This window comes from Plantactinospora sp. WMMB782, from assembly GCF_049179135.1.
GTDB lineage: Bacteria > Actinomycetota > Actinomycetes > Mycobacteriales > Micromonosporaceae > Plantactinospora.
Window position 1 is genome coordinate 3,051,401 of the sequence record NZ_JBMHMC010000007.1, and the last position, 21,960, is coordinate 3,073,360.

Below are 21,960 nucleotides of genomic sequence, written 5' to 3' on the forward strand. Positions count from 1 at the left end.
ACATCTGGGTCTGCTGCATCGCGCATCATTCACCGGACGGGACATCCTGGCGTTCGCGCTAAGCGTCGTGCGTGTGCCGGCGGCCCGGCGCGCCGGACCACCTATCCCCTGAACCGGCCACCACGCCCGCAAGCGCCGTGGCAACGTAGCGACCAGGTCCGATCCGTGCTGCACCGCTTCCAAGCATGCGGCGTGGCGGCTGGCAGCGGTAGCGCAGGCAATCGCTGTCAGGTATAATCGAACAAGCGTTCTAACTGCCTAGGATGCTGCCGCCGGGTAGCCGTCCGCGCTCCCGGCAGGTTATAGCAGTGTGCAATGCTTGACGCAACCTGTCGGCGCTGATTTGCTGGCGACACGGAGGCGAGCCGAGGAGCGGGGTGATGAGGGTGCTGAGGGCAGACGACGTGGCTTCAGTGATCATCGCGCGATCGGGGCCATGGCTGGATGCCATGAGCCTCCAGAAGCTGCTCTACTACGTGCAGGCTTGGCACCTGGCCATCACGAACGAACCACTGTTCGAGGAGCGCATAAAGGCGTGGAAGGATGGCCCGGTCGTTCCCCAGGTGTGGCATGCCCGCAAAAGTCGAGAAACGCGCAGGGCGATCGACCAGCAGGTCGACGGCATTGCGCTTGACGACCAAGCATCGGATTTGATCAATATCGTCCTCGCGACGTATGGATCGATGTCTGGGGATGAGTTGAGCGCATTGACGCACGCGGAAGCCCCGTGGCGGGAGGCGCGAGGCGACCTTCCTCCAGAAGCTCAATGCTCGACGGAAGTCAGCCATCAGGCCATGGCGCAGTTCTACCGAGCCCACCGCAGGCTAGGCGGCAGGACGGCATCCGACCTTGCTGCGGTCGGCATCTACCTTGGCTCTCCGGCGGCTACAGGTCCCGTCGACGTTGATGAGATACTCGGATCGCTCGGAGAAGAGTTTTCAGATCCTGGAGACAACCCGTGGGGAAGCTCGAATCTGGATTCTGGGCACCAGTACAGTGCTGACGGGATCCGAAGGGAGCGCCGCCGGGCTCATGCCGGCGCCTGATCTCCGTGAGTAGCGGCGAGGAAATTCAACGACACCTGGTGGTCTTCGACTGCAACGTGTACCTCGACGCTGCTCGCATTATCGGAGAACCATTCACGTGGAGCGACTTCGACGCTGCCGCCGCACGACTGGCGAGAATCGCGATTCCACACCCGGAAGATGGGGCGCAGGATTCGCTGAGGGCCTTGGCCGCGTGTACGTCTGGGCGTTTTGCCGGTGACGAAGCGCTTGAAGTCTGGACGTCGAGCCACATCGACATCATTGTTAGGGGAAAGGCTAGCCAGCCCGTGACGCCGGATCCGAGGACCGGCTACCACGGCATGGGCTGGAGCGCTGAGGATGCTCAAAAGTTGGTTGATGAGTTGATCTACGGACTCGTTGAGAAGTCGGGAGGCGGTAGCGCGGGAGACCTCTTCCCCGACGGTAACCCTCCGCTTGATCACGAGGACGGCATGGTTTTTGGCGTTTGTCGACAACTCGCCGCCGAGGATCCTTTGGCTCGTGTCTACTGCGTGACTCGCGATCGCGGATTCCTTGAGGCATATACGTCTGGAGGCTTGAGTCGACACAGCTACGTGCTGCCACCGGCTAAGTTCATCGCGCTCACAAGAGCAGCACGCATGCGGCATTCAGCAAGTCGCATGTCCCGGCAGCGGAATTGACAAGAGTACCTGCACTCTCATCGGCATGAGCGGAAGCCGGAACTCCTCCTCGCCGAGGCGCTGCGGCTGTGGCGTTCAAAGCTGGTTAGTGGTTCTTCCGGCCCGCTTGCCATCGCGTCCAGCACGGCCGCCGCCAACATCTGACGCCTCGGCCGGCCCCCATGCGTCACCGCAATCCAGGACGCTTGCAGTCGTCGCATGTTGCATCTGATGCATCACCGCTCATTTCCGGTGAGCGGTGCGCCCCGGTCCCGCATGAACGGCACCGGGTCGGTCGCGCCGTGCCTGCTCCGGTCACCGCGCAGGTGCACCTCGAAGTGCAGGTGCGGCCCCGAGGAGTTGCCGCTCGACCCGACCCGCCCGATCACCTGCCCGGCCTCCACCATGTCGTTCTTCGACACCAGCGGTCGCTGCACCATGTGGCAGTACCGGGTGATCACACTGCCCGCGTGCAGGATGTCGACGAACCAGCCGCAGCCGCCCTTGCCGGGGAAGCCGTCCACGTCGCAGCTCAGCCGGCCCCGCCGGTCCGGGTCGCAGCGGGACACCAGCACCCTGCCGGCCGCCGCCGCCCGGATCTGCGTGGTGTACTTCGCCGCCCCGATGTCGACCCCCTGGTGCGAGGGCCGGCTGGCGGTCCGGAACCCGGAGCCGACGCCACCGGGGATCGGCGCGGTCCAGCCGGAGGCGGCGATCTCCGCCCCGTCGGCACAGCCGAGCCCGAGGTCGGTGCCGGCGGCCCGGGCGGCCCCGCCGGTAAGCGCGTTCACGATCTCGGTGGCCAGCGGCTCGTGCTTGGCGTACGCGTCCGGGAAGGCGCTGATCTGCACCGCCTGGGCGGCCCGGGTTAGCGAGCGCTGCTGCCAGTTCTTGATGGTCTTCAGCTTCTCGTAGAACTTCCGGGCCGCGTACTCCGGGTTGCGGATCTGTTCCGGGGTGCCCCAGCCGGTGCTGGGGCGCTGCTGGAAGAGCCCGAGCGAGTCGTGGTCGTTGCGGGTGCCGAGGTGACCGTGGTTGTTCAGCGCGGACTCCTGCATCGCGGTGGCGACCGCGATCACCCAGGCCCGGGGTGGCAGTCCCAGCTCCCGGCCCACCTTGATGATTGTCGCCGCGTTCCGCATCTGACTCGTCTTGTACGGCCCGACAAGCGGCAGATCGCCGTCGATCCTGATCGGGTCGGTGTCGCCGCAGCCGAAGGTGGCCGCCGCCATGTTCTCCTCCTCGGCGGCGAACATGGTCACCACGAACGCGCCGGTGCCACCGACACAGCAGAGCAGCGCGAGTACCCCGGTCAGCGCCATCGCCAGCGCCACCCGGCGTACCGGCCGTCGGACCGGACCGCCGTCGGTCATCCCGTCCCCACCTCCCCGCGCCCGCTCAGCGCCGTTGCCAGTCCACCGTGTCCACCCGCCAACGCCCCGACGACGCCACCAGGCCGAGCCGCAGCTCGCCGGAGTCCACCGGTACGACCACCTCGACCAGGCTGTCGTTCTGGGGCACGACGACCAGCTCGCCGGTGATCCGGTCGGCCGGCACGGTGGCCGGGTCGACGCCGGTCAACTGCTCGGTCAGGTTCTCGGTGGCGAGCGGGCGCAGCCCGGTGTGCCACTCCTCGGCCGTGGTGTCCCGGTGGTCGAGCCAGGCGGTGGCGAAGGTCCGGGCCACCTGCGCCGGCTCGGGCGCGCCGGGACTGGTCCGGGGCGACGGCTCGGTGGTCACCGTCAGCCCGTCGTCGCCGGCCTCCGGGTCGGTGACCTCGATCGGGCCGGGGGTGCCGCCGATCAGTCCGGGACTGTCGTCGCCGGGTCCGGCGACCAACCGGGCGGCGCCGACGATCCCGACCACCAGCACGGCGATGACGACCGCGATCCCGAGCCGGGACCGGAGGAGCCGGGTGAAGAGGAACTCGATCGCCCGCCGCATCGGATCACCTGGCCTCGGAACGGATCCGGGGCGACGGTGCGGGTGCCGGGGCGGGCGCGGGGGCGGAGTCGGGCCGGTAGATCACGTAGGAGGGGTTCTCCACCGGTACGTCGGGCTCGGTCCACTCCGCCGGCCGGCGCCGGGACGGCCGACCGGACGGCCGGGAGCCGGAGCCGCCGGCCGGGGCGTCCGCCGCCGGGGAGTCGGCCGGGTCGGTACGCCGGTCGGCGCCGCTTTCCGGGCGCCTGTCGGCCCCGCTCTGCACCGGGTCCTCGTGCCGGGCCTCCGGGCGTACGTTCGTCTGCTGGATCACGACGCTGCGGTTCTTGATCCGGATGTCGGCGCGGTGGTCCGGGTCGTCGTCGAGCCGGGAGGCGGCCCGCATGTCCCGGAAGAAGCGGCGGTGCCACGAGCCGGGCGAGGCGATCACCTGACTGCTGTCCCGGCCGCCGCCGAGCTGGGTGATCCGGCGGTACGGCCGCAGCAGCAGCCAGCCCACCACCCCGCAGAGCCAGACCAGCACCACCTGGAGCCAGCCGGGGATCGTCGACGTGCTCATCACCAGGTCGACGGCGAAGAGGTAGATCGCCGCGCCGGTGCCGAAGATGGCGATGTTGAACACGGCGGCGACCACGGCGTTGCCCAGCCGGCGCAGCCCGGCACTGGCCGGGCGGAGCAGCCCGACGGTGCCGAGCACCGGTGCGGCGATCACCGCCCACCGGAACAGCAGGAAGCCGAGCAGCACCAGCAGGGACGCGGTCAGGTCGAACATCGCGAAGAGGATCGCGGCCAGGATGGCGATCAGCCCGGCCCCGATCCGGTCGGAGTCCCGGGCGCCGCGCAGGTACTCGTACGCCTCCGGGTCCTCCTTCTGGACCTCCGCGGCGACCTTCATCCACTGTTCCTGCTTGGCCTCCACGGCGCTCGGCCGGGTGGCCGGGTTGGCGGCGATCCGGGCCGCCTCCTCCCAGGTGAACGCCTTGGCGTCGTAGAGCGCCCGGCCGTACTTGCGGGCCGTCTCGCTGTCCGAGGAGCCGAGCGCGCCGCGCAGCCAGTTCCGGTAGAGCATCGACTCGGTAGCGGTGTCGGCGGCCCGCAGGGCCGGCGGGCGGTTGTCCTTGCAGCCGGCCGCGTCGAGCGAGCCGCACCGGTCGGCCGGGAGGCTCCGGTCCCGGGGGCCGACCGCGTCGTGCACCACGTTCAGGGTGGTGACCAGGGTGTCGTCGGCGACGTTCGCGGAACGTACCGGCCAGGCGGCGATCGCGGTCACCGCGACCATCACCAGCACCGCCCAGCCGGCGGTGGTCATCGCGTTGCTCATGTCCGACTGCCGGGAACGCCAGAGCAGGTAGAGGCCGACGACGCAGAGGGTGATGATGCCGAAGACGCTGAACACCCGCTCGTAGACGGCCTTGGTGGCCTGCTCGACAAGCGGGTCGGCCCAGTCCCACATGCTGCTCGGCTCCCAGGCCCGCTCGCGCAGTGCGTTCGAGGCGCCGATGATCCCGGCGGCGATCCGGATCTCGCCGTCCGCGATCTTGTTGAAGACCTTGCTGCCGGGATCGATCACGTCCGAGGCGCAGCCGCCGGAGTCGTCGTAGGTCTCGTAGCTGTAGCCGGCGGTGCCGTACTCGGTGTACATCCCCTTCACGCCCGGCTTGTTGCTCGCCTCCGGGCGGGTGGGGGAGAAGTAGCCGCCGAACCCCTGGTCGGGTGCGCTCGGAGTGGGCGCCTTCACACAGTCCCGGATGTTCTGGCCGACGTTTTCGAGCCGCTCGACGCAGTCCCGGAAGTTCGCCTCCCACTCGGCGGTGGTGCAGAGCGCGACCTTGGCCCGGGTCGGCACCGGTGCGGCCGAGGCGGGCGTGGCGGCGCCGAGCACCGGCCAGACCAGGGTGGCGGTCGCCAGCACGCCGATCGTGAGCAGCAGGGCGGCGACGCGGGCTCCCAGCCTCATGGTCAAGCCTCCAGGTCCGCGACGGGGGAGGGCAGGTTGGCAACGGCGGCCTTCGCCGTGACCGGTGTGGTGTCCAGGTGGTCGAGCAGGCCGGGGACGTACGAGACGTCGACGCGTACCTTCTGCACCCGGCCGTCGACGTCGCGCATCACGAACTCCCGGAAGCCGAGCCGGTCCGCCGAGCCGGCGTCCACTGCGGACAGCGAGGCGAGGGTGGCCTCGTAGCCGTCGTTGACCGGCACCCGGAGCAGCCGCAGCGCCTCGGAGGCGATGTCGACGTCCTCGGCGATCCGGCCGACGAAGACGGTGGAGACCAGGTTCTGCACGTCGAGCCCGAGGATGTCCTTGGGGTTCTGCGAGGAGACGAGCGCGGCGAGGTTCCACTTCCGGGAGTCCCGGGCCAGCCGGACCAGGAACGACCGGCCGGAGCGCCAGCCCTCCATGAAGTGCGCCTCGTCCAGACCGACGAGCTTCCGCGACGACATCGCCCCGCCGTAGCAGCGGCGGACCGCCAACCGGTGCGCGGTGTGCAGCATCGGCAGTGCCAGCGCCTCCTCGGCCGACCAGTACTCCCGCTCGATCTTCAGGTCCGGCAGCCGCAGCCCGGCCATGGTGATCACGGTGAGCGTGGCGTCGGCGCCGAGCAGCCCCTCCGGCGGACGGCCGAAGAAGAGCAGCGCCAGCGGCATCTCGGCGGTGTCCAGCAGCAGGTTGGCCAACTCCCGGCCCTCGTCCTCCAGCCCGGCCAGGCAGGCCACCACGTCGTCCAGGGTGGAGGTCTCCTCGGCCGGCACCTGCCGGACCGCGTGCCGGAACAGCGTCGCGGTGGACGCCTCCCGGGCCACCTGCGGCGGCACCAGCATCATGCAGATGTCCTGCACCAGCATCCGTCGCTCGGCGCGGGCGTTCGAGACCGCGATCTGGAACTCCCGGTCACCCGCGCTGCCGGCCGGGAACTCGCTGCGCAGCGGGGTCGGGATCAGCGCGTACGGCGCCAGGGTGCCGTGCTCGGAACCGGTCAGGTTCAGCACGCGTGAGTACGGTCGCAGCTCCGGCATCGCGCAGAGCCGGGCCAGCGGGCCGGACGGGTCGAGCAGGGTCACCTGCACCCCGCGCCGGGCGGCCAGATAACCGAGCGCGCCGAGCAGGGTCGACTTGCCACCGCCCGGCTCGGCGACGAAGACGGCCAGGCCGGACCGCTCGCGTACCTCCATCGGGAAGTGCAGGTCGAGGAAGACCGGCCGGCGGCAGGTGCCGGCGGTACGCCCGATCAGGTCGCCGCGCCGGTCGCCGACCGTGGAGGCGGCCTGCGGCAGTGCGGCGGCGAGCAGGTTCACCGGCATCCGGCGCAGGTAGCCGGTGTTCGCGATCGGCTCGCCGGGAATGAACTCCCGGGCCAGCCAGTCCTGGTTCTTCGGATGTTGCAGCGAGACCCGCAGCTCCCGCGAGTAGAGCTGGATCAGCCGCCGGGCCCGCTCCAGGCACTCCTCCCTGGTCCGCCCGCCGACCGCGATCCGGTGCCAGCCGTGCGCCCGGGCCGACTCCACCGGCAGCCCGGTGGTCATCTCGTCGCCGATCACCAGCGCCCGCTTGGCCAGCCGTTCCAGCTCCGGCGGCGCGTCGATGCCGTGCTCGGCGTAGTCGAGCTGCTGGGAGCGGATCATCCGCAGCCGGTGTTCGAGGTTGCGGAACGAGTCGCCGGGACCCAGGATGTCGACCCGGGTGGAGAGTTCCATCGGCCAGGGCAGCCGCTCGTGGAAGTGCAGCCACGGCTCGTGCCGCTCCGGGATCTCCAGCGGCTCCATCCGGCCCACCGCGAGCACGGCGACGTGCCGCTCCTCGCCGGTCATCCGGTTGACAAGCTTCACCGTCGACCCGTACGGGGTGCGGTAGCGCTCCACCTGCTCGGTCAGCGCGAGCAGGTCGCCGCGTTCCCACCGGCCGTTGGTGACCGGCGAGAGCTGGCCGGGCGGGGCCATGCAGAGCGCCACCGAGCGGAACATCAACCACTCCAGCTCGTCCGAGCTGACCTGCCGGCCGCGCATCCCGAACGCGCCCAGCACCTCGTCGAACTGCTCGACGGTCCGGCCCAGCTTGCGGCGCTCCCCGTCGGCGGTGCCCCGGCCGAAGCTGCGGAGGATCCGCTCGGCGAACGAGTTGCCGAGCGAGCGGCGGGCGAAGGTGACACCGAGATAGGTCTGCCCCTCGGCGTGGTTGACCGAGAGCAGGTGCCGCTGGGCGGCGACCAGGTGGTCCGACCAGCTCGGCGCGCCGGCCACCGGGGCCAGCGGGTGCGGGGTGTGCGTGTCGATCGTCCGGGCCCACTCGTCGGCCGGGAACGGCCGGGTGGTCCGGCGCAGGTGCAGCCGGAAGCCGGCCAGCCCGGCGTACTGCTCGGAGATGGCCGCCAGCAGCGCCTCCCGCTCGGCGTCCGGGCGGAACGCCCAGCGCACCTCCGGCAGCCAGTACCAGGCGGTGACGGTGTTCGGGGTGAAGGTGAGGTGACCGGCGATCTCGGTGATGGCCAGCTCGACCGCGGGATCGCGGTCGCCGAAGCGGAGCTTGGGCGCGCGTACCCGCTGGGGCTTGGTCAGCGGCTGCGGGCGGGTCGGTTTCGGCGTGCCGCCGCGCTGCTTCGGTGCCACCGGTCCGGGCTCCCGCTCGGACCGCCGGCCGGTACGCCGGGCGGGGGGCTCGGCGGGGTCGCGGACGATCGGCAGCGCACCGGAGTGCTCGCCGCCGCGCTGCTGCGGGGCCGGGCCCGGCCGTCCGGTGTGCGCCTCGGCGGGATCGGCGCCGGCCGGGGCGTCCGGCAGGGGCGTCGGCCCGGCTCCGGGTGTCGTCGCCGTGCCCGGCCAGCCGGTGCCGCCGACCGGCGCGGGCTCGGGGTGGCCGGGGTCGGTCCGGCGTGGGTCGGTGGTGGTGCGGGCGTCGATGGTGCCGCCCTGCCCCGGCCGGCCGGCTGGGCTGACCGGAGCCACCGGAGCCACCGGAGCCACCGGAGTCGGCGGAGTCGGCGGGGCGGTCGGCGGTGCCGGCGGAGCGTACCGGGCGGCCGGCTGGCCGGATGCGGCCTCGGGTTGGCCGGTGCCGCCCGCCGGGAGCTGGTCCGGCTCCCAGGCCGGCAGGCCGACGGCGGCGTCCGGGTCCTCGCCCCAGCGCCCGCGCGGATGCGGCGAGGGTGGCCGCCCGGTGGACCGTGGTGCGGGGCTGGCCGGCTGGGTCGGGCCGGGTGTGGCGGGCTGGACCGGGCCGGCGCCGAAGAGGTCGAGGAAGGGGGAGTCGATGTCCTGGTGCTCGACCGGGGCCGGCGGTGCGGTGGGTGCGGTGGGCGTGCTGGGGCGGGGCGGACGGTTCCGGGCCGGTGGCTGCGGTGCCTGGAAGACCGCGACCGCGCCGTGTCCGGTGTTGCTGAGCAGCGCGGCGTCGTACTCGCTCTCCTCAGTGGACTCGGACGGGTGGTAGCCGGAGGACTGCGTACCGTTACCGGCGCTGTCGGCCGGGCGGCCTGCCGGGTGTGCGGAGCCCGGCCGGGAGGGGCGGGTCATGCCGCCGCCTCGTCCAGCCCGACGGGCTCCAGAATGGAGCGACGGAGGAATCTGCCTCGCTCGGTCACGCCGTCACCTCGCTGCGGTCGGTCATGTCAACTGCTCCCGGATCCGGATACGGGTCGCGACCAGTCGTGGGTCGCGCTGCTCTGTCGCCGGTTCGCGGGTGCGCCGCCAGTCGGTCAGTGCCGTCCGGATGACCATCCGGGCGGGCCGGTCGGGGTCGACGTACCGGAAGACGAAGGAGGTGGTGACGATCGCGAGCGCGATCTCCCAGGCGGGGATCAGCTCGACGGTGAACGTGAAGAGCCAATGAATGAACATGAACAGCGGCACCAGCAACATGAACAGCCCGTACTGCGTGTAAGGCAGGTGGATGGGCAGTGTGTAGCCGGGCGGCCCCAGGTAGACCAGGCGGGCCCGATAGATGTCGTCGTCGGTGCGCAGCCGCATCTCGTGCTCCGCGGTCTATTCGAAGATCAGGTTGATCAGGTTCTCGCCGACGAAGAACAGCGTCGCCGCCCCGGCGATGAAGGCCAGGCCGAGCAGGGCGATCGCCGAGCTGGTCAGCACCTTGGAGACCTCGCCCTTGCTGGCCCGGCCGATGAAGATCACGCCGAGCACGGCGAGCAGGATCGGTGCGATGTTCGTGGCGAAGAAGCCGACGATCCCATCGGTGTCTATCTTGCCCTCGGGCTCGGCCGCCGAGACGGACGCGAGGGTGTGGAGCGCGTGCGTGGCAGCCGGCCATGCCGTCTCCACCAGCTCCATGGCGAACATCGGAATCCTCCCCGGGTGCGGCGACGCCCCGCCTCCGCACTGCTGTCAAGCCCGGTAAACCAGGTCGGTCGTGGGGTGTTGATCGACCCTGCGTCTCGCAATCACCGCGAAGGGTGATGGTTTGTGGGCATCTTTGTCCTAATTCGGCCCATCTCTTAAGTTCTGGTATCTGGCTGATGCGAGCGTACGGCGCGTGCCTGTTTGGAACAAGCCGCGTCGAGTGCAGCGGATCCTTCCCTACCGGGCACTTTTCACGTACCCGCCGGGCGGCCGACAGCCCGGCGGCACCGGGCGGCCCGCCGGCCGGTAGCGTCGGGTCGTGACCGAGTCGGTGCGGGAGGGTGGCGGCGCCCCGGAGCTGCTGCGCTCGGCGGAGCCGGTGGTGGTCGGGGTCCTGAACGTCACCCCCGACTCCTTCTCCGACGGCGGCCGGTACGCCGACCTCGACGCCGCGGTCCGGCACGGGGTGCGGATGCACGCCGAGGGCGCCCGGCTGGTCGACGTCGGTGGCGAGTCCACCAGGCCCGGCGCGGACCGGGTCGACGCGGAGACCGAGGCCGCCCGGGTGCTGCCGGTGATCCGCGAACTCGCCGCCCGGGGCGTGCCGATGAGCGTGGACACCTACCGGGCCGGCGTGGCCGCCGCCGCGCTGGCCGCCGGGGCGACGGTGGTCAACGACGTCTCCGGCGGGCTCGCCGACCCGGACATGGCCAGGGTGGTCGCCGAGGCGGGCTGCCCGTGGATCCTGATGCACTGGCGGGCGCACGCCAAGCGGATGCAGGAACTCGCCCACTACACCGACGTGGTCGCCGACGTGCGGGCCGAGTTGGCGCAGCGGATCGCCGCCGCCCTCGCCGTCGGGGTCGCCGCCGACCGCATCGTGCTCGACCCCGGACTCGGCTTCGCCAAGCGGCCGGCCGACAACTGGCAGCTCACCGCCCGGCTACCCGAACTGCTCTCGCTCGGCTATCCGCTGCTGGTCGGCGCCAGCCGCAAGTCGTACCTGGGCAGCCTGCTGGCCGGCCCGGACGGTACGCCCCGGCCGGCCGGGGAGCGGGCCGCCGCCACGATCGCGACCAGCGTGCTCGCGGTCGCGGCCGGCGCCTGGGGGGTACGGGTGCACGACGTGCGGCCGACGGTGGACGCGCTCGCCGTCTGGGCCGCCAGCGGCCGACCCCGGCTGGTGACCGGGAAGGACACCGGATGACCGGGGCGGTGGGCGGCGGAGCCGGGGACAGCGCCGGACCGGCCACCGACCGGATCGTGCTGACCGGGCTGCGGGCGCGCGGCCGGCACGGCGTCTACGACTTCGAGCGGCAGCAGGGGCAGGACTTCGTCGTCGACGTGGTGCTGGAACTCGACCTCTCCGTCGCCGGCCGCTCCGACGACGTGGCCGACACCGTGCACTACGGCGAACTCGCCGGGCGGCTGGTCGCGATAGTCACCGGCGAGCCGGTGAACCTGATCGAGACGCTGGCCGAGCGGCTCGCCGCCGCCTGCCTGGCCGATCCACGGGTACTCGTCGGCACCGTCACCGTGCACAAGCCGCAGGCGCCGATCCCGCACGACTTCGCCGACGTGGCGGTGACCGTCACCCGGCGGCGCGACGCCCGGAAAGGCGGCACCGGATGACCCGGGCGGTGCTCTCCCTCGGCAGCAACCTCGGCGACCGGCTCGGACACCTGCGCACGGCGGTGACCGGGCTGCGCGACGTACTCCTGGTCGCCTCCGGGGTCTACGAGACGCCGCCGTGGGGTGACCCGGACCAGCCGGCGTACCTGAACGCCGTGTTGCTGGTGCGGGACGACGCCGCCGGCCCACGGGACTGGCTCGACCGGGCCCGGGCCGCCGAGGCGGCGGCCGGCCGGGTCCGCGACCCGGAGCGCCGGTTCGGGCCGCGCAGCCTGGACGTGGACGTGGTCGCGGTCTGGTCGGCCGACGGTGAGCCGGTGGTCGCCGACGACCCGGAACTGACCCTGCCGCATCCCCGGGCCCACCTGCGGGCGTTCGTGCTCCGGCCGTGGATCGACGTCGAACCGTACGGGCGGCTGCCCGGCCACGGCTGGCTGACCGACCTGATGGCGCGCGAGCCGGTCGCCACCGACGTGCTGGACCTGCGCCCTCGTCCGGATCTGCGGATAGAGTCGGATTGACGGCGGCCTGCGGCCTGCGGCGGCATCCCCGTCGGCCCGGCGCGGACCGGACGCCGTGCCGCACCGCCGGGCGGTGCCCGGCCCGGAGCTGCCGCTGACCCGGCGGCGGGCGTCGAGGCAGTGACGACGAGCGGAGTGAGGAAGAGTTGTGACCGAGCGCAGACCCCCGACGCGCGGCCCGGCCCCCGAGCGTGGCCGGATGGGTCCGACCAGACCGGCCACCCTGGTGGTCGCCGGACTCGCCTCGGCGGCCCTGGCCTGGTTGCTGGTGAGCAGCTTCTACAGCCACATCCCGCCACTGCCCTGGCTGCCGATCGTCACCCTGCTCGGGCTCGCCGCCCTGGAGGGCTACGCGGCGGCGAACACCAAGGCCCGGATCGAGCGCCGGCCCGGCCGGGACCCGGTGGACCCGCTGGCGGTGGCCCGGTTCGTCGTACTGGCCAAGGCGTCCGCACTGGTCGGGGCGATCTTCGCCGGCTTCTACGCCGGACTGGACGTCTGGCTGCTCATCGAGCGGACCCGGGCGGCGGCTAACGACGTACCGGCGGCCACGGCGGGACTCGGCGCGTCGCTCGCCCTGATGGGCGCGGCGCTCTGGCTGGAGCGCTCCTGCCGGGTGCCGGATCGTGATGACCGCGATTCGGAGAGTGACGATCCGGACCGGCGCGACCAGCGCTGAGCAGGCCGCCGCCCGAACCGGCGCGTACCGGGGGTGACGGCCGGGCGTGCACGCGGGTACGGTGCCTCCGACCGGGCCAGATCCGTCCACCCCGATGGATCACCGCCCACGTCCGACCGCTCCGGTCCCGGATGGCGCCCCGGGTCGGGGCCTGCTCGGCGGGACGAAACAGGAGGCGCGCGAGATGGCGTACGACGACTCGATCTATCGGCGACGGGACTCCGGTACGGATCCGGTCGGCACCAGCGACCGCTACGATCCCCGGTACGACGACGACTCGGGTTACGACGCCGGCCGGACCTCCTCAAGTGGCGTCACCGGCCGGTTCATGGGCGGCGAGCCGGCCGGCGCGAGCAGCCCGGAGCCGGCCGAACCGACCCGGCGGCGCAACGTCTCGGCGACCTCGCTGGAGAACGTCTTCGACGACCCGGCACACGGCGAGCCCGGCCGGGACCGGATCGCCGTGCACCTGCTCTGGGAAGTGGTGCTGCTGGTCGTGGTCGGGGTGCTGCTCTTCCTGACCAACCGGGACTTCCCCGAGCTGCTCCGTGGCGACCAGCGGGAGAGCCTGCTGGTCTTCGGCACCGCGATCGGGCTGCTCACCCTCGCCGCCGGGCTGACCCTGCGGACCGCCGCGCCGAATCTCGCGCTGGGCCCGGTCGCGGTCGCCACCGCGCTGCACTTCGCCGAGAACTCCGACCGGGGTGTGGTCACGGCGATGCTGCCGGCGCTCGTCGCCGGGGTGGCGGTCGGCCTGGTGATCGCCGTACTCGTGGTCGGCTTCCAGGTGCCGAGCTGGGCGGCCAGCCTCGCCGCCGGGCTCGGGGTGATCGTCTTCATCGAGCAGCGGAGTGCACCGGTCGAGGTGCAGGGCGAGTACGACCCGACCCGGCACGCGCTCTATCTCTTCGCCGGCTTCGCCGCCGTGGCCGTACTGGCCGGGCTGCTCGGCACCGTCAAGACAGTACGCCGGGCCGTCGGGCGGTTCCGGCCGGTCGCTGACCCGGCGCTGCGCCGGGGTGGGGCCGCCGGAGTCCTGGTCACGCTCGGCCTGGTGCTCTCGACGGTCTTCGCGGTCGGTGCCGGGATGCTGCTGGCGGCCGGCGGGACCGGCCCGGTGGCACCGACCACCGGCATCGAGTGGACCGGTCTGGCCATGGGTGCCGCGCTGCTCGGCGGCGCCAGCGCCTTCGGCCGGCGGGGCGGGATCGCCGGCGGGCTGCTCGCGACCGTCGCACTCACCGTGTTCGTCGCGTACGCCGACGAGCGCGACCTGGACATCGCGCCGACCGCCCTGGCCGCCGTACTGGTGGCCGCCGGCCTGCTGGTGACCCGCCTGGTCGAGGCGAACGGCCGGCCGAGGGCGTACGCCGAGCGGGACTGGGTGGTGGAGGAGGAACCGGCGGCGGCGCCGAGCTGGGAGACCGCCCCGGCGCAGCGGCCGGAGCCGTGGAACTCCTCGCCGCCCGGCCAGCCGACCGACCGTTGGGGTGGCGACCGCTGGGACGGCGCCGACCGGTGATCCGGCCGACGACCGCGGCGCCGAGCGGCTGCTCGGCGCGGGCGGTGCGGCTTGCGGTGGTTCGGGCGGATAGGCTCGGCGCATGACGGAATCCGGTTCCGAGTCGCGTACCACGCCGAGCTTTGCCGAGCTGGACGCGCTGTCCACCGAGGAGTTGCGGGAACGGGCCTTCGCGCTGGCCCGGGAACGGCGGGACATCGGCTTCTTCTGGTCCGTGATCCGGCACCTGCCGAACGCGGACGAGGCGGCGGCGCTGGACGGGTCGCCGAACTCGGCCGGCCCGACCGTCGACGAGGCGGTCGCGCTCTGGCGGGAGTTCACCGGCCACGGCTACGAGGAGACCGCGCCGCTGCTCCGGGCCGCCTTCATCGACTATCTCCAGCGGCACTGAGGGATAGCTCGGCGGCACCGAGGCTTCGGAGGCACCGAGGGTCGGTCCGGCAATTCCGGCAATCCACGACTGTCATCCCGTCAACGGTGCGAATCGGTTGAAGCCAAGCGCATTCCAAGAATCCGGCATCGGGTTTCGCGATCGGATTCGGCTGGGAATTAGCTGTGTATGGCTCTCACCAACAGATACAAGACGGCCACGGGTGCGGGTACGCTCGCCGCACTCGTACTGGTCCTGGTCTTCGGCAGCCCCTGGTATGCCGACTGGGCCCGGGACGAAACCGATCCGGACACCGCGGGTGGCTGGTTCCTCCGGCTGCTCGCCTGGCCGGCCTGGCGGTTCGACTCGGACGACACGATCCAGAACGTCATCGCCGCCGACCTCAAGGCGATCCTCGTGGTGGTACTCACCTGGGTCTTCCTCTACCTGCTGCCGGGCTCGCAACTGGCCCGCGCCCGGGGCACCCTCAGCCAGCTCTTCGCCGGCTGGTCGGCGTACGTCTTCGCCGGTGCGTTCGCGGCGCTGCTCGCCACGCTGATCGGCAGCAACCCGTCGCTGCTGGGCGCCTTCCAGGCCGCCGGCAGCGGTGCCGGGTACGGCTTCTTCGTCGGCTGGATCATCGGCCTGGCCACCCTCGGCGGCTGGCGGGGCCGGCGCTGAGGTCGACGCCCTCCCCCCGGGCACGACCTCGGCACCCGCGGGTGACAAGCCCGCTCGACGGCGCCCGGAGTGACCGATCGCCCTTCCCTCCCGCGATCGGCCCACTCCGGGCGTCGTCGCGTCCGCCGCCGGACCATGCCGCGGGTGCCGGACCGAGCTGTGAGTGCCGGACCGAGCTGCGTGACTGACGGAGCTGCGCGTGGCTGATTGAGCTGCGTGACTGACGGAGCCGCGCGTGGCTGATTGACCTGCGTGGCTATCCGACCGGATCGGCCGGGTAGTCGATGCTGAGGATCTCGTGCCGGCGCAGCGTGCCGACCGGCTTGCCGTCGTCGCCGGTCACCCGGGCGTCGTCCGAGTTCGTCCGCAGCAGTACCGCCAGCGCGTCGTAGAGCGACGACCCGAGCGGCACGGTCGGCAGCCCCGCGACCGTGCCCGGGTCGGCCGGCAGCGGGCGCAGCAGGTCCCGGGTCACCGGGGTGACCGCCAGCCGCCGGATCGCCCGGTCGGTCCCGACGAACTCCCGGACGAACGCCGAGGCCGGCTCGCCGAGCAGGGTCGCCGGATTGGCGTACTGCTCCAGCCGGCCGCCCTGGGAGAGCACCACGATCCGGTCGCCGAGCCGGACCGCCTCGTCCAGGTCGTGCGTGACAAGCACGATCGTCTTGCGTACCTCGGCCTGTAGCCGCAGGAACTCCTCCTGGAGCCGGGCCCGGGCGATCGGGTCGACCGCCGAGAACGGCTCGTCCATCAGCAGCACCACCGGGTCGGCGGCCAGCGCCCGGGCGACCCCGACCCGCTGCCGCTGGCCGCCGGAGAGTTCGTGCGGATAGCGCGGGCCGAAGGTGCCCGGGTCGAGTCCGACCAGTTCCAGCAGCTCGGCGGCGCGCTGCGTCGTCCGGGCCTTCGGCCAGCCGAGCAGCCTCGGCACGGTGCCGACGTTCGTGGCGATGGTCTGGTGCGGGAAGAGCCCCACATTCTGGATCACGTAGCCGATCCGCCGCCGCAGCCGGACCGGGTCGGTCCGGGTGACGTCCTCGTCGCCGAGCAGGATCCGCCCGGAGGTCGGCTCGATCAGCCTGTTGATCATGCGCAGCACGGTGGACTTGCCGCAGCCGGACGGCCCGATCAGCACCACCAGCTCGCCGGCCTTGACCTCCAGACTCAGCTCGTCGACCGCCACCGTGCCGTCGGGATACTGCTTGCGTACCTGGTCGAGGGTTATCGCGGCGGCACCCGTGGTGCCGGCGGACCCGGCGGAGCCGGCCTCCGGGGTAACGTCCACGTATGTCCTTCCGGGTGATGGACCGGGCTGACCCGGGTAATCCGTGGTTCTCCTGGGATTATGTGCAGGGCAACTCCGAGACGATCGTCGCCGCCCTGCGCGAACACGCCGCGCTCACCGCGCAGGCCGTGCTGATCGCCGCGCTCGTCGCGATCCCACTGGCCGTGCTGGCGTACTGGTTCCGGCCGCTCACCGGGCCGATTCTCGCACTCTCCGGCGTGCTCTACACGATCCCCTCGCTGGCGCTCTTCGCCTTCGTCGCACCGTACCTGGGCACGGGGACCGCGACGGTACTGCTCGGCCTGGTCCTCTACGCGCTGCTGCTGATCGTCCGCAACGCGCTCGCGGGGTTCAACCAGGTGCCGGAGGAGGTCCGGGACGCGGCACAGGGCATGGGGTACGGCCGGTTCGCCCGGCTGCTCCGGATCGACCTGCCGCTGGCGTTGCCGGGCATCTTCACCGGCCTGCGCCTGGCCACCGTCTCCACGGTGGCCCTGGTCACCGTCGGCGTACTCGTCGGGCACGGCGGGCTCGGGCAGCTCATCCTCGGCGGGTTCCGGAACAACTTCTTCAAGGCGGAGATCATGACCGGGACGCTGCTCTGCGTACTCCTGGCCCTGGTCCTGGATCTGGCCCTGGCCGGCCTGGCCCGGCTGCTCACCCCGTGGGCGCGGCGCCGGGCGGCGGCCGGATGAGGCTGATGCGGCAGCGGCGGACGATCCCGGGGAGGCTGGCCGGATGAACCCGATCGAGCAGGCGGTGGTCTGGCTCAACGACCCGTTGAACTGGACCAATCCCGGCGGGGTCTTCGACCGGCTGGTGGAACACCTCGGCATCTCGGCCGCCGCCGTGGCGCTCGGCTGCCTGGTCGCGTGGCCGCTCGGGCTCTGGCTAGGGCACACCGGCCGGGGCGGCGGGGCGGTGGTGCTGGTCTCCAACGTCACGCTCGCCATCCCGACCATCGCGCTGCTGACCATCCTGCCGCTGACCGCGCTCGGCTTCGGGAAGCCGCCGGTGATCATCGCGCTGGCGGTCTTCGCGGTGCCGCCGCTGCTGGCGAACGCGTACACCGGGATCCGGCAGGTGGATCCGGAGGTGCGGGACGCCGCGCGGGGGATGGGGCTCTCCGGTGGGCAGCTGCTGCGCCGGGTGGAGCTGCCGCTCGCGGTGCCGTACCTGGCGGCCGGGTTCCGGACCGCCGCCGTGCAGGTGGTGGCGACCGCCGCGCTCGCCTCGTTCGTCAACGGCGGCGGGCTGGGCCAGATCATCAGCGCCGGGTTCGGGCTGGGCATCTCGGTCGGCGGCGGGCAGATCCTGGCCGGCGGCCTGCTGGTCGCGGTACTCGCGCTGCTTGTCGAGCTGGTCTTCGGGTTTGTCGAACGGGTGGTCACGCCCCGGCCGCTGCGCCGCGCCCGGCGCCGGATCACCCGGCGGGCCGACCAGCGGGCAGCGGCGGCGATCACCGGCTCCTAGTCCTTCGGCGAACCGGCCGGCAGGTGTCTGGCCGGCGGGTGTGGGGCTGGCTGGCAGGGTGTGGAGGTGGCGGTCAGGGTGTGGAGCTGGCGGGCAGGTGTGGGGCTGGTCACGGTCGCGGCGGGCGACGGCCCGCTCGGCTCGGCACGCCCCAGCGCGAGTTTCACCCTGAGTGGTTGACCGTGCGCTCTGTGTGCCTCTTTGCGTGACGATCCGGGAACGAAGCCGGCCACGAATTGTCGTAGCAGACGGGAGGATGTTTCGTGGAAGGTCGCGGGCGGCCGTCCTGAGATGTCGCCCGTCGGACACGCGGCCGGCCCACGGGGGGTCGCGCCGGGACACAGGAGGCGGGCGTTTTCATGCGTACGCGTACACGTCTGGCAGTGGGCGCGACCGGCGCCATCGTCGCGGCCGGTTTTCTCGCCGGCTGCGGCGGGGCCGGCTCGTCCGGCACCCAGGCTCCGGCCACCGGGGCCCAGGGCGCCGGCTGCGCGCCGGTGGCGGGGTCGAGCCTGGTGGTGCTCGAAGACGACAAGAAGCTCCAGAACACCGACAACATCATTCCGGCGATCAACAGCAAGGTCGCCCAGCCGCAGCTGGTCGCGGCCCTGGACAAGGTCTCGGACAGCCTCGACACGACCAAGCTGATCAACCTGAACAAGGCGGTCGACGTGGACCGCAAGACCCCGAAGGTGGCGGCCGAGGAGTTCGCCGCGGCCAACAACCTCACGGCGGGCATCCAGAGCGGCGGCAGCGGCAACATCACCGTCGGGGCCGCCAACTTCAGCGAGAACCAGACCCTGGGCGAGCTGTACCGGATCGCCCTCACCGCCGCCGGCTACCAGGTCAAGGTGCAGCAGATCGGCAACCGCGAGCTGTACGAGCCGGCGCTGGAGAAGGGCGACATCCAGGTCGTCCCGGAGTACGCCGCCACGATGGCGGACTTCCTCAACAACAAGGTGAACGCCAACTCCGGCGCCACCCCGCCGCCGATCTCCTCGCCCGACCTCGACCAGACGGTCAACGGGCTCAGGGCGGCCGGTGAGAAGGTGGGGATCACCTTCGGCAAGCCGTCGGCCGCACAGGACCAGAACGCGTTCGCGGTCACCAGGGAGTTCGCCGACAAGTACGGCGTACGCACGCTCAGCGAGCTGGCAGCGAAGTGCTCCGGCTCGGCGACCGTACTCGGCGGCCCGCCGGAGTGCCCGCAGCGGCCGAAGTGCCAGGCCGGGCTGGTCCAGGTCTACAACTTCAACGCGGGCCGGTTCGACTCGCTCGACGCCGGTGGCCCGCAGACCAAGTCGGCACTGACCACCGGCACGATAAGCGTCGGACTGGTCTTCTCCTCCGACGGCGCGCTCGCCGCGAGCTGACCGCCCGCCAGCGCGACTGACGAAGGGGTCGGCCGGAACCACCGTGGGTGGGGTCGGCCGGCCCCTTCGTCACGTCTTCCTTCCCGTCTTCCTTTACCGGCGTCACCATTTCGGTCCACGGCAACTGTGGGTAGGCTCGACTGCCATGTCAGCCCGCGAGGCGCCCGAGGAAACCCGCCGTAGGCCGCTGCTGACCGTCCTCTTCTGGGTCGGGGTGGGGCTGGCCCCGCTGGCCGCCCTGTTACTCCTGGTCGGGCAGGGTAACGCCCCACTGCGGATCGCGGCGGTGCTGGCCGTGCTCGCGGTCGTCCTGATCGGACTTTCGATCACGTTGCGCGGCGACTCGGAGGGTGTCCGGCTCGACCTGGAGGAAACCCTCAGCGAGGAACTCGACGACCTGCGGGGCGAACTGCGCAACGACATCGCCACCGCCGCCCGGGCCACGCACAAGGCGTTCGGCGAGAAGCTGGAGGTCGTACAGGGCAACGTCGAGGCGTTGCGCGGCGAGATCGAGGCGGTCCGGGCCGGTACGGCGGGGCCGGTCGCACCGGATGCCGCCAGGGTGCCGGGTGCGGCCAGCGTGCCGGGCGCCGCCACCGCACCGGGGACCGCGAGTGTGCCGGGGACCGCGAGTGTGCCGGGGACCGCGAGGGTGCCGGGGACCGCGAGTGTGCCGGGTGTGGTGAGCGGGTCGGCGGGTGGTGCGGCGGTGGTCACCGGTGCGGCCGTCCCGGCAGGTACGCCCGCCGGCCGGGCGTCGGCGAGGCCGGGCCAGAGCGGTCGCGGGCCCGGCGGTCCGGTGCGCGCCGGCCGCGCACCGGAAGAGTCGGCCCCACCGAGCTGGGCCCCCGGCGGATCGGTGTCCGGCTCCCGCCCGGACGGACCCCGTCGGGCGGTCGGCGGCCCGGCTCCGGCGCATCTGGAGGAGCCGGACGACACCGGCGAGTTCCACGGCCGGTCGGTCGGCGGCCAGCAGGGCGGCGGCCAACACTCGGCCGGCTATCGGACCGGCGGCCAGCACGGTGGTGGCGACCGGGGCGGATCGGACCGGGGCCGGTACGCCCGGGACGACACCCCGACGGGCGAGTCCGGGCGGCACGGCCAGTCCTGGGCCCCGCCGGGACCCCGGCGGGGCAGCCCCGGCCCGATGCCCGGCCCGATGTCCGGGCCGCCGTTGGGCCGGGGGGTGGTCCGGCACACCGAGACGGTGCAGGTGACCACCCGACAGACCATCGTCGGCGCGCACGAGGACGACGACCACTTCGGCTACGGCGCCGGTGCGGGCACGTACGGCGGCGGCAGTTACGGCACCGGCGCAACCCAGCCGGGCGGTTACGGCACCGGCGGTTACGGCGGAGCGCCGACCGGCAGCCACGACGCCGGCACGTACGGCGCCGGGACCTACGGTGGCGGCACGTACGGCGGCGGGAACCACGGTGGCGGCACGTACGGCGCCGGGAACCACGGTGGCGATACGTACGGCGCCGGGACCTACGGTGGCGGCACGTACGGCGCCGGGAACCACGGTGGCGGGACCTACGGCGGCGGGAGCTACGGCGGTCACGGCGGCGGTGGTGGTGGTGAACGGGACGGGTCTGCCGACCGGGGCGGGGACGAGCGTCGAGGCGGCGGCGGTTACGGCGGCGACACCTACGGTGGCGGCACCCACCGGGGCGAGACCCGCAGCGGCGGCACCTACGGTGGCGGCGGTTACGGAGGTGGCGGCAGCCAGCCAGGCGGTCATGACGAGCCGCCGGACGACCGGCGCTCGGCACAGGGACGCCAGCCGGGTGAGCCCACCGAGCAGGGGCGGGACGGGCGGCGGTTCGGCGAGGGTGTCTGGCGCGGTCGCTCGGCCGAGCCGGATCCGGACCTGGAGACCGGTGACCCGGCCGACGACTCGTACTGGGCCGAGTTGCGGGCCGGTGACAGCTGGGCCTCGGTGCGCACCGACGACCGTGGCCGGGAGGTCCGGATGGGCGAGCGTCAGGCGTCGGTGCGCTCCGACGAGTCGGGTACGGAGATGCGCGTCGAGGGCCGCTGGGCGGAGATGCGTCGCGAGGAGCCGAGGCCGGAGCAGGACCGGCGGGCCGGGCGTGAGTGGTCGGAGTCGCGCGACGACGACCGGTTCACCAACGGACGGCACGGTTCGGCGGGCTGGTCCGGCGGCGCTGGCGACGACGGGGACCGGCATGGCGGCGGTGGCGGGGACCGGCATGGCGGCGGTGCCGACCTCGGCAGTGACGGTCAGGGGTGGCAGCGCCCCGGTGCTGCTCCGGCCCTGCCCGCCGGAGGTGTGGACCCGGGCGCCGCCTGGGGACCGCCGGGCCACGAGCGCGAACCGGAGCCGGCCCGCCGAGGGCGGCGGCACCGGGACGACGAGGAGTACGGCTACCCGCCGCTGGACGAGTCACCCCGGGCCGGCGGCACCCGACGGTCGGAGTACGGCTACGCAGCCGACCGCGACTGGCGCTGACGACCTCCCCGCGCCGCACACGCGCCACCGCA

20 protein-coding genes are annotated in these 21,960 nt (G+C 72.5%); 13 read left to right on the forward strand and 7 right to left on the reverse strand.

Features of this window, described 5'->3' with window-relative positions; translation table 11 throughout:
- Positions 1–380: 380 nt before the first annotated feature.
- Together ACN28A_RS15995 and ACN28A_RS16000 are read left to right on the forward strand one after the other, a co-directional pair.
- The gene (locus tag ACN28A_RS15995; protein ID WP_421396111.1) at positions 381–1,046 is read left to right on the forward strand and encodes a Panacea domain-containing protein; all 666 of its coding nucleotides are present in this window, start codon (positions 381–383) and stop codon (positions 1,044–1,046) included.
- A 5-nt stretch (positions 1,047–1,051) separates the two neighbouring features.
- Positions 1,052–1,708 (forward strand): hypothetical protein, encoded by a 657-nt coding sequence (locus ACN28A_RS16000; RefSeq protein ID WP_421396113.1) that lies wholly within the window; start codon positions 1,052–1,054, stop codon positions 1,706–1,708.
- Between the two features lie 215 nt (positions 1,709–1,923).
- Here the strand turns inward: ACN28A_RS16000 and ACN28A_RS16005 are convergent, their stop codons facing one another.
- The 6 genes from ACN28A_RS16005 to ACN28A_RS16030 all read right to left on the reverse strand — a co-directional run bounded on the left by ACN28A_RS16005 (position 1,924) and on the right by ACN28A_RS16030 (position 9,916).
- Positions 1,924–3,060 carry a M23 family metallopeptidase gene (locus tag ACN28A_RS16005; RefSeq protein WP_421396115.1) on the reverse strand — a complete coding sequence of 379 codons (1,137 nt, stop codon included), beginning with the start codon at positions 3,058–3,060 and terminating at the stop codon, positions 1,924–1,926.
- A 25-nt stretch (positions 3,061–3,085) separates the two neighbouring features.
- Entirely contained in the window at positions 3,086–3,631 is a 546-nt protein-coding gene (locus ACN28A_RS16010) for a hypothetical protein (protein WP_421396116.1), read from the reverse strand.
- Between the two features lie 4 nt (positions 3,632–3,635).
- Positions 3,636–5,588, reverse strand: a complete 1,953-nt coding sequence (locus ACN28A_RS16015) for an MFS transporter (protein ID WP_421396117.1) — start codon at positions 5,586–5,588, stop codon at positions 3,636–3,638.
- 2 nt (positions 5,589–5,590) lie between these two features.
- The gene (locus ACN28A_RS16020) at positions 5,591–9,136 is read right to left on the reverse strand and encodes an ATP-binding protein (protein ID WP_421396118.1); all 3,546 of its coding nucleotides are present in this window, start codon (positions 9,134–9,136) and stop codon (positions 5,591–5,593) included.
- A 90-nt stretch (positions 9,137–9,226) separates the two neighbouring features.
- On the reverse strand, positions 9,227–9,589 hold the full coding sequence (locus ACN28A_RS16025) for a hypothetical protein (RefSeq protein ID WP_278065479.1): 363 nt from the start codon (positions 9,587–9,589) through the stop codon (positions 9,227–9,229).
- Positions 9,590–9,604: 15 nt separating this feature from the next.
- Positions 9,605–9,916: a hypothetical protein gene (locus ACN28A_RS16030; RefSeq protein WP_421396120.1), complete on the reverse strand. Its 312-nt coding sequence runs from the start codon at positions 9,914–9,916 to the stop codon at positions 9,605–9,607.
- A gap of 319 nt (positions 9,917–10,235) precedes the next feature.
- Here ACN28A_RS16030 and folP point away from each other — a divergent pair, with 319 nt between their 5' ends.
- The 7 genes from folP to ACN28A_RS16065 all read left to right on the forward strand — a co-directional run bounded on the left by folP (position 10,236) and on the right by ACN28A_RS16065 (position 15,321).
- Positions 10,236–11,123 carry a dihydropteroate synthase gene (gene folP, locus ACN28A_RS16035; RefSeq protein ID WP_421396122.1) on the forward strand — a complete coding sequence of 296 codons (888 nt, stop codon included), beginning with the start codon at positions 10,236–10,238 and terminating at the stop codon, positions 11,121–11,123.
- A complete protein-coding gene (gene folB / locus ACN28A_RS16040) occupies positions 11,120–11,548 on the forward strand; it encodes a dihydroneopterin aldolase (RefSeq protein WP_421396123.1) in 429 nt (142 codons plus the stop codon). The genes folP and folB overlap by 4 nt, the downstream gene beginning before the upstream one ends.
- Entirely contained in the window at positions 11,545–12,069 is a 525-nt protein-coding gene (folK, locus tag ACN28A_RS16045) for a 2-amino-4-hydroxy-6-hydroxymethyldihydropteridine diphosphokinase (protein WP_421396124.1), read from the forward strand. Before folB ends, folK begins: the two co-directional genes overlap by 4 nt.
- Before the next feature lie 199 nt (positions 12,070–12,268).
- On the forward strand, positions 12,269–12,748 hold the full coding sequence (locus tag ACN28A_RS16050) for a DUF3180 domain-containing protein (protein ID WP_421396125.1): 480 nt from the start codon (positions 12,269–12,271) through the stop codon (positions 12,746–12,748).
- A 184-nt stretch (positions 12,749–12,932) separates the two neighbouring features.
- Complete coding sequence (locus ACN28A_RS16055) at positions 12,933–14,270, forward strand: ABC transporter permease (RefSeq protein ID WP_421396127.1); 1,338 nt, start codon at positions 12,933–12,935, stop codon at positions 14,268–14,270.
- Positions 14,271–14,352: 82 nt separating this feature from the next.
- Complete coding sequence (locus tag ACN28A_RS16060; protein WP_421396128.1) at positions 14,353–14,661, forward strand: hypothetical protein; 309 nt, start codon at positions 14,353–14,355, stop codon at positions 14,659–14,661.
- A 168-nt stretch (positions 14,662–14,829) separates the two neighbouring features.
- Positions 14,830–15,321 carry a hypothetical protein gene (locus tag ACN28A_RS16065; RefSeq protein WP_278065485.1) on the forward strand — a complete coding sequence of 164 codons (492 nt, stop codon included), beginning with the start codon at positions 14,830–14,832 and terminating at the stop codon, positions 15,319–15,321.
- 256 nt (positions 15,322–15,577) lie between these two features.
- Here ACN28A_RS16065 and ACN28A_RS16070 read toward each other — a convergent pair whose 3' ends face one another.
- Positions 15,578–16,606: an ABC transporter ATP-binding protein gene (locus ACN28A_RS16070; RefSeq protein WP_421396130.1), complete on the reverse strand. Its 1,029-nt coding sequence runs from the start codon at positions 16,604–16,606 to the stop codon at positions 15,578–15,580.
- Between the two features lie 2 nt (positions 16,607–16,608).
- On the opposite strand from ACN28A_RS16070, the gene ACN28A_RS16075 reads away from it, so the two are divergent.
- The 4 genes from ACN28A_RS16075 (at position 16,609) to ACN28A_RS16090 (ending at position 21,928) form a co-directional block, all read left to right on the forward strand.
- Positions 16,609–17,301 (forward strand): ABC transporter permease, encoded by a 693-nt coding sequence (locus ACN28A_RS16075; RefSeq protein ID WP_421396131.1) that lies wholly within the window; start codon positions 16,609–16,611, stop codon positions 17,299–17,301.
- 43 nt (positions 17,302–17,344) lie between these two features.
- On the forward strand, positions 17,345–18,079 hold the full coding sequence (locus tag ACN28A_RS16080) for an ABC transporter permease (RefSeq protein WP_421396133.1): 735 nt from the start codon (positions 17,345–17,347) through the stop codon (positions 18,077–18,079).
- Between the two features lie 383 nt (positions 18,080–18,462).
- On the forward strand, positions 18,463–19,452 hold the full coding sequence (locus ACN28A_RS16085) for a glycine betaine ABC transporter substrate-binding protein (protein ID WP_421396135.1): 990 nt from the start codon (positions 18,463–18,465) through the stop codon (positions 19,450–19,452).
- Between the two features lie 145 nt (positions 19,453–19,597).
- Positions 19,598–21,928 (forward strand): hypothetical protein, encoded by a 2,331-nt coding sequence (locus ACN28A_RS16090; protein ID WP_421396137.1) that lies wholly within the window; start codon positions 19,598–19,600, stop codon positions 21,926–21,928.
- Positions 21,929–21,960 lie beyond the last annotated feature (32 nt).

Bases quoted from the DNA above. Each gene is read 5' to 3' on its own strand.
- ACN28A_RS15995 (WP_421396111.1), top strand. From the start codon at position 381: ATGAGGGTGCTGAGGGCAGACGACGTGGCTTCAGTGATCATCGCGCGA.
- ACN28A_RS16005 (WP_421396115.1), bottom strand. From the start codon at position 3,060: ATGACCGACGGCGGTCCGGTCCGACGGCCGGTACGCCGGGTGGCGCTG.
- ACN28A_RS16010 (WP_421396116.1), bottom strand. From the start codon at position 3,631: ATGCGGCGGGCGATCGAGTTCCTCTTCACCCGGCTCCTCCGGTCCCGG.
- ACN28A_RS16015 (WP_421396117.1), bottom strand. From the start codon at position 5,588: ATGAGGCTGGGAGCCCGCGTCGCCGCCCTGCTGCTCACGATCGGCGTG.
- ACN28A_RS16020 (WP_421396118.1), bottom strand. From the start codon at position 9,136: ATGACCCGCCCCTCCCGGCCGGGCTCCGCACACCCGGCAGGCCGCCCG.
- ACN28A_RS16025 (WP_278065479.1), bottom strand. From the start codon at position 9,589: ATGCGGCTGCGCACCGACGACGACATCTATCGGGCCCGCCTGGTCTAC.
- ACN28A_RS16030 (WP_421396120.1), bottom strand. From the start codon at position 9,916: ATGTTCGCCATGGAGCTGGTGGAGACGGCATGGCCGGCTGCCACGCAC.
- folB (WP_421396123.1), top strand. From the start codon at position 11,120: ATGACCGGGGCGGTGGGCGGCGGAGCCGGGGACAGCGCCGGACCGGCC.
- folK (WP_421396124.1), top strand. From the start codon at position 11,545: ATGACCCGGGCGGTGCTCTCCCTCGGCAGCAACCTCGGCGACCGGCTC.
- ACN28A_RS16050 (WP_421396125.1), top strand. From the start codon at position 12,269: ATGGGTCCGACCAGACCGGCCACCCTGGTGGTCGCCGGACTCGCCTCG.
- ACN28A_RS16055 (WP_421396127.1), top strand. From the start codon at position 12,933: ATGGCGTACGACGACTCGATCTATCGGCGACGGGACTCCGGTACGGAT.
- ACN28A_RS16060 (WP_421396128.1), top strand. From the start codon at position 14,353: ATGACGGAATCCGGTTCCGAGTCGCGTACCACGCCGAGCTTTGCCGAG.
- ACN28A_RS16065 (WP_278065485.1), top strand. From the start codon at position 14,830: ATGGCTCTCACCAACAGATACAAGACGGCCACGGGTGCGGGTACGCTC.
- ACN28A_RS16075 (WP_421396131.1), top strand. From the start codon at position 16,609: ATGTCCTTCCGGGTGATGGACCGGGCTGACCCGGGTAATCCGTGGTTC.
- ACN28A_RS16080 (WP_421396133.1), top strand. From the start codon at position 17,345: ATGAACCCGATCGAGCAGGCGGTGGTCTGGCTCAACGACCCGTTGAAC.
- ACN28A_RS16090 (WP_421396137.1), top strand. From the start codon at position 19,598: ATGTCAGCCCGCGAGGCGCCCGAGGAAACCCGCCGTAGGCCGCTGCTG.